Here is a 16,240-nt window from a genome sequence, read left to right as displayed (position 1 = left end):
ACCCAGGGGACTTTTTTAAACAATTGCTTTTATCTGCCTCAACTGTTCATTAAGCTGGTCTGTATCTGCGGAATGCTGCAGGCCGTACAGCTTACGGTCATACGCCTGCTTAACATCTTCTTTCCATTGGCTTAAGGCCTCTGTAAGCCCTTCTTTAAGAAGAGACTGATAATGCTCCGCAATCGGACGGTCTGCTGATTCAACGACTTCTTTAAGAGGCGCGTTGATATAATCGGCTATTTGATCTTTCATTTTTTCTTTTTCATTTTGTTCAAAAAAGGACTTAGTCCCTTTAAATTGATTAAGAATGGAGGAAAGATCGTCTGCCTTCACGGGCAGTGTATAATTGACAGCCGGAGCTATAAGCCGCTCCCATTCATAATACGATAAACTGACAGGCTCTATCTTTTGAAGCTCATATTGCAATTCGTTTTGCTGCTGAACGAGCCGCTCCTTCACATAGCTTTCCATACGAATCGAAACAGCACGGATTTCCTGATTCATTTCAAATTCAATTTCCTCAAGAAGCTGTCTGGCTGCTTTTCTTAAGTTCTTTTTCGCTTCCGCCTTTGTTCCTTTAATGACGGCAGGATTCATTTGGTTTTTAAAATAATCATGGAAATTCAGCATCAATCGTTCACTTACATAGTGAAGCTGTTTTTTTGTTTTATTATCAACAGCCTGTTGATTTCGTTCAATAGCCACTCTGTTTAATACGTTTTCCGCTTCCTGGTGGTCTTCTTGAATTCTTTTAATTTCTTTCTGTTTTTGAACTTCATCAAGCGACGCCTGCTCAATGAACGATTCCATCGTCTGTTCCGCTTCTTTTATATCCTGGTGCATAGAATGATGAAGCATTTCGGTTAATTCTTCCTTTAAGAAACTGGAGAACCTTGCTTCAAAATCAGTAAAGCCTACCTCCCGCTCTTTTGGATAACGGATGGCGTTTAAACTGGATAAAGAATAAATTCTTGGTTTTCTAATTTGGAATTGCAGCAGCTGCTCCTGTAAATAGCTTTCTACAGTATGAAGTTCTTCTTCAGAAGCTGCTAAATCTGCAGCATTAATGATGAAAAACATTTTGTCCATTTCAAATGAATCTTTGACTCTTCCCAGCTGTTTTAAGAAAGACTGATCTGCTCTTGAGAAGGGATGATTATAATAAGTTACAAACAAAATAGCATCCGCGTCTTTAATGTATTCAAAGGATACATCTGTATGACGGGCGTTCACCGAGTCTGCCCCTGGCGTATCTACTAATGTAACCCCTGCTTTCGTCCATTCACATTCAAAATATATATGGACCCATTCTATAAAACAGGATGTTTTCTCTTCTGAAACAAAGGAGGCCAAATCGTCCCATGGTATGGTCGTTTCCTCATCAATGACTGCTCCCATTTTTTCATATCCTTGAACAAATGCTGTAATAAATGACCGCTTCTTATGCTCCAGCTGATCCATGTCTTTTTCCCGCCAGCTGTTTAAAACGTCATAAGCTTCTTTGAGAGACGCTGCTTCAAGCGCCATATCCGACGCATTATAGAGATCTTCAAGCAAATTCTCTTCAGACTTTACTTTAACGACAACCGACTGATGACCATAGTTTTCGGTCGGTGCGGAAATTTTATTTATTGTGGCCGTTGTCGGATTTGGCGAAACAGGCAGAATAGACTCTCCAAGAAGAGCATTGGCAAATGATGATTTACCGGCACTAAAGGCGCCAAAGAGGGCAATCGTATAGGAACGATCTTCAAGCCGCTCCTTCTTATCTATAAGCTGCCGGCGTAAACTTTCAAGGCCATTGACTGAGTCCAGAATATCAATGGCCTTCTCAGCCTTCTCTTTCATTCCTTTAGTTACAGATACAGGTGGATGGTCAGCTTCTTCTTCTGGTTCTAACACTGTCTCTTTCGTGCGGACAACTAAGTCTTGATGGTTTAATTGCTGTACGTTCTGCTTTCTTTCTAATAGGGACTGATTTATTTGATCAAAAACAGACTCATCTGCACTGCCTTGGGTAAATGCCTCTTCCAAACGCTCGCGTTCTTTCTCAATTTGATTTTCAATCTGTGTGAGAGCTGTATTTAATTTTTCTCTCTCTTCAGCCGCCTGATAATACGCTGCGTTTCGTTCTTTATCATCTTTTTCATCTGCTGCTGAATAACTCTTAATCTCAGCCCAATAATCCTGCATTTTGAGGCGGAAAGTTTTTTGAATATCTTTTGCCAATGCGTCCGTATATCTTAGAAGATATTCCCCTGTAACGGAAGCTCCTGACTCGATAAGTGAATCCAATCGCTCGTCTGGATATTCTGGCGAAAACGCCTGCACTTTCTGTAAAAGAGCTTCATCATTAATTTTCTGTTCTTCCAGCAGCGAACTCAATCGTTCCTTTAGCGGCCATATGAGATTTTTCTCTAAAGTTTCCTGTAACACCTCATGGAACCTTTCGCGCCTTCGTTCTCTTTCCTCTTCTGTTTTCTTTTTAGAGCCGAGCCAGCCTACTTTAAAATTCGACTGCTTTGCTTCTAAAAACTGCCGCGCTTCTTCACGTACATCACTTGGCATTAAATAAGCATTGGAAATAAAACTTAAGACCCGCTCCTGAAACCTGTCTTCTGTATCTTTTAAAGAGACAGTCCCTTGATGATGAGGTTTCTGTTCTTCCATCGTTTCTTCTGCGGCCTCGATCTTTTCAGTAAGTTCCTCTTTTTGCTCACTATAGTGATCTTCGAGTTCGGTTATCGCTTCTTCAATCAAAGAATACGTATGACCATAAATGCTTTGTTCCTGTTTCTCGGGATACATTTTTTTCTGAAAATCAATCTGAAGCTGCTCAAATTGGCTGTGGGTATGCTGTTTGTCAATAAGAGACGTATAAAAAATAGCTTCAGGGTCAATCCCCCATACAGATAAAGATTGACGGACACTGGTTTTAAACTCTTCAAAACTCAGTTCTTCCTCATTGTGTTTATCAACCATATTAACAATGATGGAAAAAGGGGTCGTCCGTTTCTGCATTTCCAGCAGGAACCCTAAATTTACTTCTGACTGAACATGGTTATAGTCCATCACATAATAGAGATAATCCATTAAATGCAAAGAAGATTCAGTAATGACTCGATCAGCGTCATTCGTTGAATCAACACCTGGTGTGTCGAGTACGCTCACATTATCAGGCAGCCTTTCAATCGGCCTCAGGATTTCCAATTCTTTAATACTGTCCCCATCACGGCAGAGAGCTTTAACTGTCTCTATATCGATTTCCCCATCATACTCCTCAGGAGAGGCATCGTTGTAATATATGACAGTCTTAGGACCTCCACTGCTTAAATGAACAATATTAGCACTTGTAGGGATTGGACTTGATGGCAGGATATCGTTTTCCATTAGCTGGTTAATCATCGTTGATTTACCTGCCGAGAAATGACCAGCAAACCCTATCATGACCCGCTCACTTTGCTTTTTGTTTATTAAGTCCAGAAGCTTTTCAGCCTGTACTGGATAATTTTGCTCTAATGCTTTATAAAGGGAAGCTAGTTTTGCTAAAAGCTGATCTTCGGTTGTTGTAGAAATCGCCATCTGATATTGATTCTCCTTTAGTTCGTCTCCTCATCGTAAGTCTATTATAGCAAAACTACATATTTTTTCAGTTTTTTACAGTCTTTTTTTCTTTATCTTCTGATAAGAAAGCTGTAAAGCCTTCTACCGGGTTATCAATCGTAAATTTCTGGACAATTCGATCAACATATGCAGAAGACAAATATTTAGACGCTCCCCTGTATATTTCTTTTGCGTAATGCAAAGGAACGGCCATATCTTCTTTTTTCTCCAGCACCGTAAACGTCAAAGCCTGTATGGTTTCGTCATTATATTCAACATCTACAATCGTCGGCCGGTAATGCTGTTTATTAACGCCTTCACGCATGTATAGATAATCAACTGCGTCAATTTCTATATGGTAAAGAACTCCTTCCACTTCCTCCTTGCGATTCTCTCTGACATCTGCTCGCGCTCCATCCTTTAAGTGATGGCCAAAAGCAAGCTGATAGCCTTTTAAGACAGCAGAGCCGGCGACGTTCTGAAAATGATGTTCCACTTTCCCTTGAATAAACCTTTCTTGATCCATACAGGATCCAAAAGCAAAGTAATACAGCTTGTCACGCTTAAGCTGTTGTTCCACTTTCCAATCTCCATGATCGATCTTTTTTACTTTTTCTACATGAGGGCTGGCGAAGTAAGTAAAAGCTTCATTAGTAAAATACTCTGAAGATACTTTTACTTTTTCCCGAGTAAATAAAGAGGAGGGGTCTGAAGGATGATAGCCTTCCAGTTTATCAATTTCCTTTAATTTAGTTTCATCAACATTATATAGTTCTCCATAAACGAGTTCGTCTTCGTTTTTTACAAGAAGCGGGTAGTACGATTTACCACTGTATAAGCTTCCATTGATCCAGGCCTGTTCGCTTACGAGCTGTGCCTCTTTTAAGAAATGGTGGTTCCTTTGATTCTTGCATAATGATCCATAGACAAATAAAAACACCAGGGTCACTCCTTCTTTATATCTTTATAGGCCGGCAGCTGTCCTAAGGATTCCGCCGAAGTCACAGCGTTAATCACGGCCTGTTCGATTACATGTGTCACTAAAAAGCTTAAACTGTTCAAATCGGCACGTACTTGATTCGTGCTCATCATAAAAATAGTATCTCCATCTACCAATGTATGAGAAGGCCTCATCGTCCGTGCAAATCCATCATGAGCGATAGAGGCCAGCTTATTTGCTTCTGCCTTCTGCAGCTTTGCATTTGTCATGACAGCAGCCAGGGAAGTATTATTGCTGAAACGGTTCGTCTTGGCTTGATGGATTTGTTTTATTAACAACTCTTCTGTTTTTAAGAACCTTCTCTCTTTTTTATCATAAGCACCGGCTATTCTTTCCCCGGTGTGGGGGTTGATAATATCCCCAAAACTATTAACCACGGCGGCACCCACTTGCAGATCACCGATTTGCACCGCATAATGGCCAAAACCGCCTTTCATTGCATAGTTCATTCCGAGACATTTGCCGACAGCCGCTCCGATTCCTGCCCCGATATTCCCCTGCTGAACAGAAGAAGCTATCAGAGCTTTTTGGGCGGCTCTTCTGCCCATGTCGGCATCTGGTTTAGCCGATTTCTCTGTCATTAAATCATAAAGAATCGCACCCGGCACAATGGGTACAATTCCTCCATCCGTATTAAAACCTATGCCCTCTTCTTCTAGAACATGCATAACCCCTCCTGCTGCCTGGAGACCGAAAGCACTTCCGCCGGCAAAAAACACTGCATGAACCTGTTCGACAAGATTCTCTGAGCGCAGAAGATCGGTTTCTCGTGTTCCCGGTGCACCCCCACGGACATCCACACCGGCTACAGCACCTTTTGGACTCAAAATAACCGTACAGCCAGTGGCTCCAGACTGGTTGACGTCATGCCCTATCGTAAAGCCGTTCAACTGATCAATTGAAATTTCCTTCATACCTTTCCCTCACTTTCATGTTTCTGTTCTTTTAGAAGAAGGTAAATACACTACGGAGGTGCTTTTATGACAAGAAAACGCTGGACATTTCACGGACGAGTTCAAGGTGTTGGCTTTCGTGCGACCGCCCAGGGAATTGCCAAGCAGCATAATATCAATGGATGGGTGAAAAACAAAGAAAATGGGACAGTAATCGTCGAAGGGGAAGGCTCACAGGAAGACCTGCAAGCATTGCTAAAAGAACTAAAAGCAGGCCCCAGCCCCTTTATAAAAGTCCAACATGTGGATGAAGAAACCTTTTCAGAAGAAGAAGGCCATGCCGACTTTAAGATTAAATACTAAAGAGATCACCGCAGAAAGCCTGCGGTGATGTTTTATTTTTTATGCATCGGCCGGACGATCACTTCGTTCACATTAACATTCTCAGGCTGAGTAATCGCATAAGAAATGGCCTCGGCGATATCCTCGGAATGAAGCGGGGTCATCTTGCGGTCTTTAAACATTTCCACAACATCTCCATCTGTAATATGGTCTGTTAATTCCGTATCCACTGCCCCCGGTGAAATGTTAGTAACACGGACGCCTGTGCCGGAAAGTTCTTTTTCCATTCCCATCGAAAGAGCTTTAACCGCATATTTTGTCGCACTGTATACGGTACTTGATGGAAAGACTTCATGTCCCGCTACGGAAGACACGTTGATCATATGCCCGGAATTCTGTTCAAGCATGACAGGCAGAGCCGCATGTATGCCGTATAAGACCCCTTTAATATTGACATCGACCATTTGTTCCCATTCATCGATATGGTCATTTTTTAAGAAAGAAAGAAGCATGACGCCCGCATTGTTTACATAGTAATCAACGCTGCCAAACGAGTCTTTTGTTTTTTTGACCAGGTTTTCAACATCTTCCCGTTTTGTTACATCTGTCTCTACTACTAATGCCTCCACACCATAATGATTTATAATCTCGTCCGCCAGTTCCTGCAAACGCTCCGAGCGTCTTGCTGCTAAAACGACACGGGCTCCTTCTTTCGCTAAATGATGGGCCGCTGCTTTTCCGATCCCACTGCTTGCTCCCGTGATCACGGCTGTCTTGTTCGCTAATTTTCCCATAATGATTACCTCCTAATTATTTCCAAATTTAAAAGAAAGCCACTCCTATAAAATTAGGAATGGCTTTTTTGGTTATGTCATAAATTATTGCTCTTCAAAGTACTTACGGTTGATATCGATGTATTTCGTTTCTGCTTCTGGTACCTCATCTTCAATATAAATAGCCTCGACCGGGCAGACCGCTTCACACGCTCCGCAGTCAATGCAGATGGCAGGATCAATATAAAACATATCTTTACCCTCTTCGATACAATCTACTGGACAAACTTCTACACATTCTCCAGCTTTTTCATCTTTACAAGGGGAAGTGATTACAAATGCCAAGTGAATTTCCTCCTTTACAAAGTATTAGTCCTGTATATTTTATACACTTCTCAATGAAGTCTTAAACTCCATCCTATATAATAACGATTTTCGAGGAATTTCGCAATTGTTAGACGTTAATTTTATAATCGGCCGGATCATCCCAGATCCGTTCAACTGTATACTCCCCGCCCTGTTTCTGTACGAGAAAAATATCCGGGCGTGAAAGGCGTTTCCACTCGTTAAATCCAAATTCCCTTTTGTACTTCTGGAGGAGCAGAGCAAGCAAATTTCCATGAGTGACAAGAATTACGTTACCTTCCTGCTGTTCCAGTTCATCGATCAGGCTTAAGACTCTTTGTTTCGCCTCTCTTGAGGATTCTCCGCCTGTTAACTTAAGCTCTGGATCTGCAAAAGTATCGTAAAGCACTTCTTCCCAATCATCAAGCGGTGTATGGCTTAATACTCTTTCCTCAAGACGCTCATCTTTTTCAATTTCGATTCCCTTCATCCGGGCAAAAGGCTTAATGGTCTCCATCGCCCTTAAAAAAGGACTCGAAATGATTCGGCTGACTTCATAGCCGGAATGATCGAGAAAAGAAGCGAGTACCTGGGCTTGTCGAACACCAAGCTTCGTTAATGGTGAGTCTTCATGCTGACCTTCTGTCTCACTGTGACGTACTAAGATTAGTTTGTCCAAATTGACTCCCCCTCCATACTTTAGCCTTATTACTATTATCAATGATCAATAGCCTCTTGACAAGATTTTTAATATCTTCCTTTCTATTCTATCCTCAATTTGTGGAGACATGCGAATATAAAAAAACTGGAGTTATCAAAACTCCAGTCAAGCTGTCAAGCCCCTCGTATTTTAAAAGAAAGCAGGTCTCCTTACACTTTTTCAGCACCTGTATTACTTAACAAAAGCAAAGAAGAAAATTGAAGTGACTATACTTCTTTAAAGTAATCCTTATAAAATCCGCCGATACGGCCGGAATTATCAATAATAAAATAAAATTCTTCGCTTTCGTTTTGCACATCATACGTCTTTCCCGGGGTTAATACATTTTTAACAACAAATTTTGCCGCTTCATTATGGACACATTCTACTTTTTTTATTGGATCCGTTGTTTCCCATGTTTTATGAATCATTTACCTCTACCTCCTTTTGCTCTTCCTATCATACAATTAAATAGTGATGCCCTTCAAATAAGAATCTTAAAATTGACGTTTATACCACCGGGCAGATGCCTGTACTTCTTGTTCTGTCAGGCGATGGCCCATACGTTCCCATTGAACCTCTACAGCAACACCGGCTTTTTCCAATAGCCCTTTAAGTTCACTTGTTTCTTCTGGTGGACAAATCGGATCATTTTCGCCAGCTCCAATAAAGACTTTTAATGAGGAATGCTCAGGAAGCGGCACATTTCTCAGTGGTACCATCGGATGGTAAAGGATCGCTGATTTCAAGCTTTCTTGATAGTGAAACAGCAGACTTGCCGCAATATTAGCTCCATTGGAATATCCTACACCGATTACTTGGCCCCGATCGAAACCGTATTCTAAAGCAGCCTGATCGAGAAAATCATGCAGTTCTTTTGTCCGGTGTTTTAAATCTTCCTCATCAAAAACTCCCTCGCGAATTCTTCTAAAATAACGCGGCATTCCATTCTCTAATACGTTTCCTCTAACGGATAGTATCGCTGCATCGCGATCAATTAATTCAGCAATCGGTAATAAATCTTCTTCTGTTCCTCCTGTACCGTGAAGCAGGAGGAGTACCGGAGATTGTTTCGCAGCCCCTTCTTTGTAAATGTGCTTCATATTCATAAAACCATCCTCCTAAATTGTGTGTGCATTTATCCGCATTTTATCTTTAATTCGAGATAATGTCAAAAACTTCGATTTCTCCCCTCTTATGCTATACTCAAAATAAATCAATTAACGGGAGGTCAGTGATTTATGGACAAATGGATTTATGGTTTTGAGAAAAAAGGCCATCCTTTTCATCACCTGTATATACGCAATTATAAGGAACAGGACTTTAGGCGATTAATTGAAATCCAAAAAGAAGCGTTTCCCCCGCCCTTTCCCTCAGAGCTGCTATGGGATGAGGGGCAATTAAATGATCATATCACGATCTTCCCTGAAGGCTGTATTTGTATTGAAGTGGAGGGTATTGTAGCCGGTTCTATGACAGCGATGCGGACAAATATTACGGATGAACAAGATCATACTTGGGAAGAAATAACGGCTAATGGTACGATACATACTCATAATAAGGACGGAAAAGATTTGTATGTCGTAGATATCTGCGTGGACCCTGCCTATCGGTCTCTTGGAATCGGGAGGCAGCTGACCCAGGCTATGTACGAAACGGTTGTTCACTTAAACATAGACCGTTTAGTGGGCGGCGGAAGAATGCCGGGGTATCATAAACATGCAGACGAGCTTTCACCGGGTCAATATGTAAATGCCGTACTGCAGGGTGATTTGGAAGATCCCATTCTGACCTTTTTATTTAAAGCAGGTCGGTCCCCTGTCCGTCCGGTGAAAAACTACATTGAAGACGAAGAGTCCTGTCACTATGGCCTCTTAACCGAGTGGAAAAACCCGTTTCTATAAAGGTTGATGGCTGCCGCGAAAAATTCGGCAGCCTTTTCAGCTTTCACGCTACGATTGATCCTATCTTCATTTAAACCTCTTATATACAGGTTATTCTTTGTGTAGAAGTCCGTTTTCAAACAGTCTGAATAATTGATGAGTCATTTGCTCGGTTCCAATCGTTTTCTTATATCGAAACAAAATGGCATGAAAAATGATGTCGGCAATCAGCTGTGTATCCACATCATCGCTCCAAATTTTCTCCATCTTCGCTATTTCAATACATGCGGTCAACATCGTGTAGGTCTTTTGCTGTTCACTCGCCAGTTCCTTTAAATAATAGGCCACAAGCTCTTGATCACTCGTCTGTATATCTCGGATCATGCGCTCCACCTGGTGAATTTCATCATGATTAAGTAAAATATAAAGAAACTCTTTGAGTCTTAAATTAGCAGGGAGATTTTTAGGTATGGCTTCAATCCGTTCGTTCATAGCTTTCATAAGCTCTTTAAAGTAGGCAACGAGGAGATCCTCTTTATTACGATAGTATTCATAAAGTGTGCTGCGTCCCACTTCCAGTTCTTCAGCAAGCTTTTTAAAATGAAACCCGTGGATGCCTTCCTTTAGCAGCAGTTCTCCGGTAGCGTTAAATAGTTCTTTTTTTGTCAGCAGTTTTTTTCTGCCCATTACTCACCCTTCTTTCTACCTCCAGTATAACAAATCCTTAACCTCTCCCTTCCAATAGGTTTTAAAAAATATCTACTCTAACAAAAAAACTGCCGGTATAAAGCCGGCAGTTTGAATATTTCTTATTGAAATAAGTGTTTTAAATAACCGTATCCTTTTTCTTCCATTTCGCCTTTTGGAATAAATTCGAGTGCAGCTGAGTTGATACAATACCTCAATCCGCCCTTGTCCCGAGGACCATCATCAAAAACGTGCCCCAGGTGAGAATCTCCCTTATCGCTTCTTACTTCTGTGCGTATCATCCCGTGGGTCATATCCGTATTTTCATTTACCTGCTGCTTTTCAATCGGCTTCGTAAAACTCGGCCAGCCACAGCCGGCATCATATTTATCTTTGGAACTGAACAGAGGTTCTTTGGAAACAATATCAACATAGATGCCTTCCTCTTCATGGTCATAATATTCATTTTGATATGGCCGTTCTGTTCCATTTTCTTGTGTGACTTGATATTGAATAGGGGAAAGCTTTTCTCTCAATTCTTTATAATCCTTCTTAACGCCCCAAGTTCTTTTAATAAAGTCCTGACGTCCCGAACCTTTTTTATAGCGCTTGTAGTGATAAGAATTTTTCCTATGATAATCCTGATGCTTTTCTTCTGCCTGATAAAAAGTTTCAGCCGGAAGAATATCGGTTACGATCGGATTGCTGAATTTATTGGAAGCCGCAAGCTCTGCTTTACTTTCTTCGGCAGCCTTTTTCTGTTCCTCATCATGGTAATACACAGCCGTCGTATAAGATTCTCCTCGATCGGCAAACTGCCCGCCGGCATCGGTCGGGTCGATTTGCTGCCAGAAGAGCTCTAAAAGCCGCTCATATGGAAATATCTCTGGATCATATTCGATCTGAACGGCTTCACGGTGGCCAGTCGTTTCCGTAATCACGGACATATATGTCGGGTTTTCGGTATGGCCCCCTGTATATCCGGAAGATACGGAGATAATGCCTGGTCTTTCTTCAAAAGGTTCTACCATACACCAAAAGCATCCGCCTGCAAATGTAGCTATTTTTGTTTGTTTATTCATACGTTGGGACCTCCCAAAAGTAAGTCATGTAACTTATTCTTTCTAAAAAACAAAAAAAAATCAAGCAACATGCACTACCTAAATAAATAACTTAGGCTGTGATGTTCCTTGTCTTTTTGTTTGCGGCTTTGCTTTTGGCCGCTGCTTCGTTTTCTTATTAGAAGATTCGTCATGCCTTTTTTTAGGACGTGATCCTCCATCCGAAGATTCAAACTCTCTTCTTTTATCATTTGAATGATGCTTATGAGGCTTTCTTTTTTTCTTCTCTGCCTGAGGCTTTTGTTTCTTTTTATCTTTATTTTGTTTTTTATTTACATTCAGGCTTTCCAGTGAACTGCTTTCTATATTCTCGTTTTCTGATTCTTCGCCATCATCCTCGTCATCGTCGTCGTCATCCATATTCATGAGCTTAACCATATTTAACATGGCAGGAATGTTTTTCATCATTGGTCCATACTGCTGAATCATTGGCGCGGCTTTCTGCATGGCATTTAAGGCGCCTTGAATATTGCCCAGCCAGCCGGCTCCTCCTCCCGTGGAAGCTGCCGGTCCTTGGAAGGGGGCCCCGCCGGAAAATGGGAATCCTCCGGCTGGAGGTCCACCCTGTTGAAAGAAGTTGGATAAGATGCCTCGCGTGTTTGTTCCAGGCGTCTGAAAACCTCCTGGAAAGTTTCTCCCAGGGCCATTGAAAGGATATTGATTTTGAAACATAGCAGACCCTCCGTAATATTTCTTACGGTAGCCTATGCATGAGCTATAGGTCAGGTATGGGCCATCCACTAACTTTTAATCCTTAATCTCCCAGTCAATCGGGTCTTCACCTTTAGATTTGAGAAATCGATTGGCTTTAGAAAAGGGACGGCTGCCGAAAAAACCTTTATAAGCTGCAAGCGGACTTGGATGCGCTGACTCAATCACACAGTGCTTTGCAGCATCCACAGAAGCTGCTTTTTTCTGTGCTGGCTTTCCCCAAAGCATAAATACAGCGGGCCGTTCTCTTTTATTAAGCACATCAATCACATGGTCAGTAAATCGCTCCCATCCTAAATTCCGATGAGAATGGGCCTGATGAGCTCTTACTGTTAATACATTGTTAAGCAGCAGAACACCTTGACTGGCCCAGTAAGATAAGTCTCCATGTGCTGGCGTATGAATGCCTAAATCATCCTCAAGCTCTTTATAAATATTTCTAAGAGATGGGGGAATGGCTGCCTCTTTGCGTACAGAAAAGCTTAACCCGTGGGCCTGTCCTTCCCCATGGTAGGGGTCTTGTCCAATAATGACGACTTTCGTATTTTCAAAAGATGTATGGTGAAAAGCCGCGAATATATCATACATATCGGGAAATATTTTTTCACTGTTATATTCAGATTTAAGTTTTTCCCGTAATGCCAGATAATAAGGCTTTTCCATTTCTTCTTTTAGGACGTCAGCCCAATCATTTTCAAAAACATTCATATAATACTCCTTTGTCGTCTCTGTTATTATCTGAAAATGGTTTCATGATATTTCCCGGGAAAGCGCATAAAGTGACATAAATTATCTCTTTCCCCGGGGGTTAATTGACGGAATGTAAAGAAATTAACCGATATTTGCAGACGGTAGAATTTTCTTTAAGAATCAGTTCTTCGATCTGCCCTGAACCGATTTGATCAGCACGCGGATTCCGCTTAATTTCAATTCTCTCATTTAGGGGAAATATTTTATAGCCTTCAAACGTTATTTCAAACAGGTTATCATTAGGGAACACTCTTTTTTCTTTGCCATTCGTAATTATTGTCCATTCCATGGAAAGCGGTGTAGACATACAGCCACCTCTCCTTTCTTTTATTGGAACTTAAACTGAACACTTGAACCAGAGGAGCTTGGATTTACGTGAAGCTTGGCAGGTATTTCTTCTTTTAGCTGCTGCACATGGGAAATGACTCCTAACATACGGTTTCCATCCTGAAGAGTTCTCAAACAGTTAATCGCCTGCTCCAGCGAAATCTCATCAAGCGTACCAAAGCCTTCATCAATAAATAGAGTATCGAGCTGAACACCGCCTGAATGGGCCTGCACGACGTCTGCCATCCCTAGGGCAAGACTTAAGCTTGCCTTAAAGCCTTCTCCACCAGAGAGAGTTCTTACAGATCTCGTCTGTCCGGTATGATGGTCAGTCACCTCAAGATCAAGACCGCTTTGTGCTCCCCGCTTGGCAATCTGTTCACTTCGGATCAGCTGATAGCGATGATCACTCATTTGGTCAAATCGCACATTTGCATGAAGTAGAATTTCATCCAGGTATGAAGCTAATACATAGCGCTCCAATGAAAGTCTGAGGGAATTATCCCCTCTTGCCAAATTAGATATTTCTGCTAAATCATAATAATCTTTGGCGACCTTATCCTGTTCATTTATATAGTTTTCTAATTTTTCGCTTATGGCTTCATGATGTTTGATTTTCAGCTGCTGTTCACTGACTTCCTGCTGAATATCAGTGGATTGCTTTTTCAACTGCTGCCATTTTTCATAAAGGCTTTCTAGATTTGGACGACTGGACGTTTTAAGTTTCTCATCTAGCAATGACAACTGATCTTCAACTGCTGTTTTCCTGCGGTAATATTGCTCGCTTTGTTCTTTTAAACGCTGAAGTTCTGATTGTTCCAGCAATGCCTGCTTGTAAGCTTCTTCGTTAGAGAAGCCGAATTGGTCGAGCGTTTGATTAAATGCTGTTTTTTTGTCTTCACATGTCGATACAGACTGCTTTAATTGACGTTCACTTTCTCTTTCTTCTGTTAACGCCCGCTGCAGCTTTTCATTCGTTTCCTGGTACTGCTGTTGAATAGTTTCCCATTGTTCCACAGCCTTGTTCAGCTTCTCTTTTGCCTCGTAAACGATTTGATCCATTTTGCCTGCTTCAGGAAAATCATATTGATTCACATAGTGAGTCAAATGGGTTTGAAGAGTAACCTTCTGCTCTTTCACCTTTAAAAGCTCTTGCATGCAGGCTTCTTCTTTATTAACAACTTCGTTCAACTGGCTTTCCGTTTCTTTCAGTTTTTTTCCAGTTTCCTCTATACGAGCAAGCTTTTTCTCCAAGCTTTCAGCTGTTTGTTTCGATTGTTCATATCTGTGCCGCAGTTCTTCCCATCTCTTCTTGATTTGTTCGGTATCAAACTCTTGACCGGCTAAGTCTTTCTCCTCTTTTTGAATGGCATCCACAAGCTCCCGCTGTGATGTCCCTCGTACTTTTGCTGAGGTCATCTGTTCATTCTTTTTCAAATATATTTCATCATAGTCTTCGTATTTCTTTTTTAATTCATTTATATCGCTATTGGAAGGGAGCTCAGCAGGCTTTTTGGCAAGCTGGGGATGGCTGTTGGAACCGCAGACGGGACAAGAATCACCTTCAGAGAGTTCCAGTGCGAGATGGTAGGCGTGATGTTTTTGCAAGGCTTCTATCGCCTGATCATACGCAGACTTTGCCGAATTTCTCATTTTTTCCTGTTGTACCGCTTCTTTTCTTAAATTCTCAAAGTGTTTACGCAGTTCAATAAGCTTACGCCACTCGGAAATCAGCCGCTCTGTTGTCTTTAATGTTCTTTCCAACTCTGTCAGCTTTTGCTTCTCTTCGTAGAGAGCTTTGGTAACCTCTCGCTCCTGAGCCATTTCTTCGGTCATTTTTTCCTTTTTACTCAAAAGCACTTCCCTACTTTCTGCCAGCTGCTGCTTTTGCTGCTCAAAGGTTTTAAGCGTCTGCTCTGTTTTTTTCTCCTGTCTTTTAAGTTCTAAGTATTCACTAAGCTTTTCTTTTAACTCAAGCTTATGTTTAAGATCCTCTTTTAAAGATTCCCGTACGGTTTCCTTCTGCTGTTCTTCTTTGTAAACTTCTGCTGTCTTTTCACCTTTTTTCTCAAGTTCCCTGCGAAGCTCTGACCGCTTCTCAACTAAAACCTTAAGCTTTCTTTTTTCTTCCAGGCGTTCTTTAAATTCTCTTTCAAAAGGCTGCACTTGGAATGCTTTTTGGGAAGCCTCTATTTTATTATCCAGCTGTTTTATATCAGGCGCCTTGCCAGCAAGTGTCCTTTGTTCTTCCAGAAGAGTATTCTTCTCCTTAAATAATTCTTCAATTCCAAGGCCTGTATGATAAGCATCGTAGGCTTTTTCTGTTTCAGCTTGAAGAACGGCCTGTTGTTTTTCTGTCTCTTTCACTGTGTCTTTCTGCTTTTTAATTAAAGATTTTAGATCCTTTACAGCGGCAGCTGGGAGCCTTTCTTCTTCCACATGTTCTTCCCATGTTACATTCTCAATTTCCTGATTGATTTTCCATTCGAACTCTTTCATTTTTCCCTCAAGCCCTTTGGCAGCATTTCTGAAATGATCACTCAGTTCGGAGTAAAAATAAGTACGAAAAATCTTTTGTAAAATCTCTTCACGCTCTTTACTGTTTTCAGAGATCAACCGTCTGAATTCTCCTTGTGGGATCATAATCATTTTTCTGAATTGGTCATAGTCGAGCCGCAGTAATTCCTCCACTACTTCATTCACTTCTTTAATTTTAGAAGCCATCAGACGATCTTCTCCATTTTGAATCATATAGAGATCGGCTCTCGTCGGCTCCTCTTTAAGTCCTTCGCCTCGTTCCTTTTTTTTCAGCTGCTTTGGATGACGAACGATCCGGTAGTGTTTGCCGCGCAGCAGAAATTCAAATTCCACGTAAGTCGTTTCTTCCGGGGTGGCAAAATGGCTTTTTAACGTATCCTGATCACGATCTGTTCCGCTTGCCTTCCCATATAACGCAAAGCAGATCGCATCAAATATCGAAGTTTTCCCTGCTCCCGTAGGACCGGTAATTAAAAAAATCGCTTCATTTCCGAGCTCTGTAAAGTCAACTTGCTGCTTATGCTTAAATGGACCAAACGCATTCATCGTCAGTCGCAGTGCTCTCAT

At 41.4% G+C, this 16,240-nt stretch carries 16 protein-coding genes; 2 read left to right on the top strand and 14 right to left on the bottom strand.

Annotated features, from left to right (window positions below):
- Positions 1 to 15 precede the first annotated feature (15 nt).
- From B7E06_RS11190 to B7E06_RS11180, 3 genes are all read right to left on the bottom strand, one after another.
- Positions 16 to 3,582, bottom strand: a complete 3,567-nt coding sequence (locus tag B7E06_RS11190) for a dynamin family protein (protein WP_082234063.1) — start codon at positions 3,580 to 3,582, stop codon at positions 16 to 18.
- Positions 3,583 to 3,649: 67 nt separating this feature from the next.
- Entirely contained in the window at positions 3,650 to 4,543 is an 894-nt protein-coding gene (locus B7E06_RS11185; protein WP_179134039.1) for a gamma-glutamylcyclotransferase family protein, read from the bottom strand.
- Positions 4,544 to 4,548: 5 nt separating this feature from the next.
- Positions 4,549 to 5,517, bottom strand: coding sequence for a P1 family peptidase (locus tag B7E06_RS11180; RefSeq protein WP_082234061.1), 969 nt, complete (start codon positions 5,515 to 5,517; stop codon positions 4,549 to 4,551).
- Between the two features lie 66 nt (positions 5,518 to 5,583).
- Here B7E06_RS11180 and B7E06_RS11175 point away from each other — a divergent pair, with 66 nt between their 5' ends.
- The gene (locus B7E06_RS11175; protein WP_082234060.1) at positions 5,584 to 5,859 is read left to right on the top strand and encodes an acylphosphatase; all 276 of its coding nucleotides are present in this window, start codon (positions 5,584 to 5,586) and stop codon (positions 5,857 to 5,859) included.
- 32 nt (positions 5,860 to 5,891) lie between these two features.
- Here B7E06_RS11175 and B7E06_RS11170 read toward each other — a convergent pair whose 3' ends face one another.
- From B7E06_RS11170 to B7E06_RS11150, 5 genes are all read right to left on the bottom strand, one after another.
- Entirely contained in the window at positions 5,892 to 6,632 is a 741-nt protein-coding gene (locus B7E06_RS11170; protein ID WP_082234059.1) for an SDR family oxidoreductase, read from the bottom strand.
- 84 nt (positions 6,633 to 6,716) lie between these two features.
- The gene (locus B7E06_RS11165; RefSeq protein ID WP_082234058.1) at positions 6,717 to 6,956 is read right to left on the bottom strand and encodes a ferredoxin family protein; all 240 of its coding nucleotides are present in this window, start codon (positions 6,954 to 6,956) and stop codon (positions 6,717 to 6,719) included.
- A 109-nt stretch (positions 6,957 to 7,065) separates the two neighbouring features.
- The gene (locus tag B7E06_RS11160) at positions 7,066 to 7,635 is read right to left on the bottom strand and encodes a histidine phosphatase family protein (protein ID WP_082234057.1); all 570 of its coding nucleotides are present in this window, start codon (positions 7,633 to 7,635) and stop codon (positions 7,066 to 7,068) included.
- A 248-nt stretch (positions 7,636 to 7,883) separates the two neighbouring features.
- Complete coding sequence (locus B7E06_RS11155) at positions 7,884 to 8,087, bottom strand: DUF6501 family protein (RefSeq protein WP_082234056.1); 204 nt, start codon at positions 8,085 to 8,087, stop codon at positions 7,884 to 7,886.
- 66 nt (positions 8,088 to 8,153) lie between these two features.
- Positions 8,154 to 8,759: an alpha/beta hydrolase gene (locus tag B7E06_RS11150; protein ID WP_179134131.1), complete on the bottom strand. Its 606-nt coding sequence runs from the start codon at positions 8,757 to 8,759 to the stop codon at positions 8,154 to 8,156.
- A 138-nt stretch (positions 8,760 to 8,897) separates the two neighbouring features.
- Between B7E06_RS11150 and B7E06_RS11145 the strand changes: the two genes are divergently transcribed.
- Positions 8,898 to 9,560, top strand: coding sequence for a GNAT family N-acetyltransferase (locus tag B7E06_RS11145; RefSeq protein WP_082234054.1), 663 nt, complete (start codon positions 8,898 to 8,900; stop codon positions 9,558 to 9,560).
- A gap of 90 nt (positions 9,561 to 9,650) precedes the next feature.
- Here the strand turns inward: B7E06_RS11145 and B7E06_RS11140 are convergent, their stop codons facing one another.
- The 6 genes from B7E06_RS11140 to B7E06_RS11115 form a co-directional block, all read right to left on the bottom strand.
- Positions 9,651 to 10,226: a TetR/AcrR family transcriptional regulator gene (locus B7E06_RS11140; protein ID WP_082234053.1), complete on the bottom strand. Its 576-nt coding sequence runs from the start codon at positions 10,224 to 10,226 to the stop codon at positions 9,651 to 9,653.
- A gap of 122 nt (positions 10,227 to 10,348) precedes the next feature.
- A complete protein-coding gene (msrB, locus tag B7E06_RS11135) occupies positions 10,349 to 11,308 on the bottom strand; it encodes a peptide-methionine (R)-S-oxide reductase MsrB (RefSeq protein WP_082234052.1) in 960 nt (319 codons plus the stop codon).
- A gap of 78 nt (positions 11,309 to 11,386) precedes the next feature.
- Positions 11,387 to 12,019 carry a VrrA/YqfQ family protein gene (gene vrrA / locus B7E06_RS11130; RefSeq protein ID WP_082234051.1) on the bottom strand — a complete coding sequence of 211 codons (633 nt, stop codon included), beginning with the start codon at positions 12,017 to 12,019 and terminating at the stop codon, positions 11,387 to 11,389.
- Between the two features lie 75 nt (positions 12,020 to 12,094).
- Positions 12,095 to 12,766 (bottom strand): uracil-DNA glycosylase, encoded by a 672-nt coding sequence (locus B7E06_RS11125; RefSeq protein ID WP_082234050.1) that lies wholly within the window; start codon positions 12,764 to 12,766, stop codon positions 12,095 to 12,097.
- Positions 12,767 to 12,866: 100 nt separating this feature from the next.
- Positions 12,867 to 13,115, bottom strand: a complete 249-nt coding sequence (locus B7E06_RS11120) for a DUF2584 family protein (RefSeq protein ID WP_082234049.1) — start codon at positions 13,113 to 13,115, stop codon at positions 12,867 to 12,869.
- A gap of 20 nt (positions 13,116 to 13,135) precedes the next feature.
- Positions 13,136 to 16,240, bottom strand: a complete 3,105-nt coding sequence (locus B7E06_RS11115) for an AAA family ATPase (RefSeq protein ID WP_082234048.1) — start codon at positions 16,238 to 16,240, stop codon at positions 13,136 to 13,138.

Source organism: Halobacillus massiliensis (genome assembly GCF_900166625.1).
GTDB lineage: Bacteria > Bacillota > Bacilli > Bacillales > Halobacillaceae > Halobacillus_A > Halobacillus_A massiliensis.
Note: the sequence above shows the minus strand (reverse complement) of the source record. Positions and strands in the feature narration are given on the sequence as shown.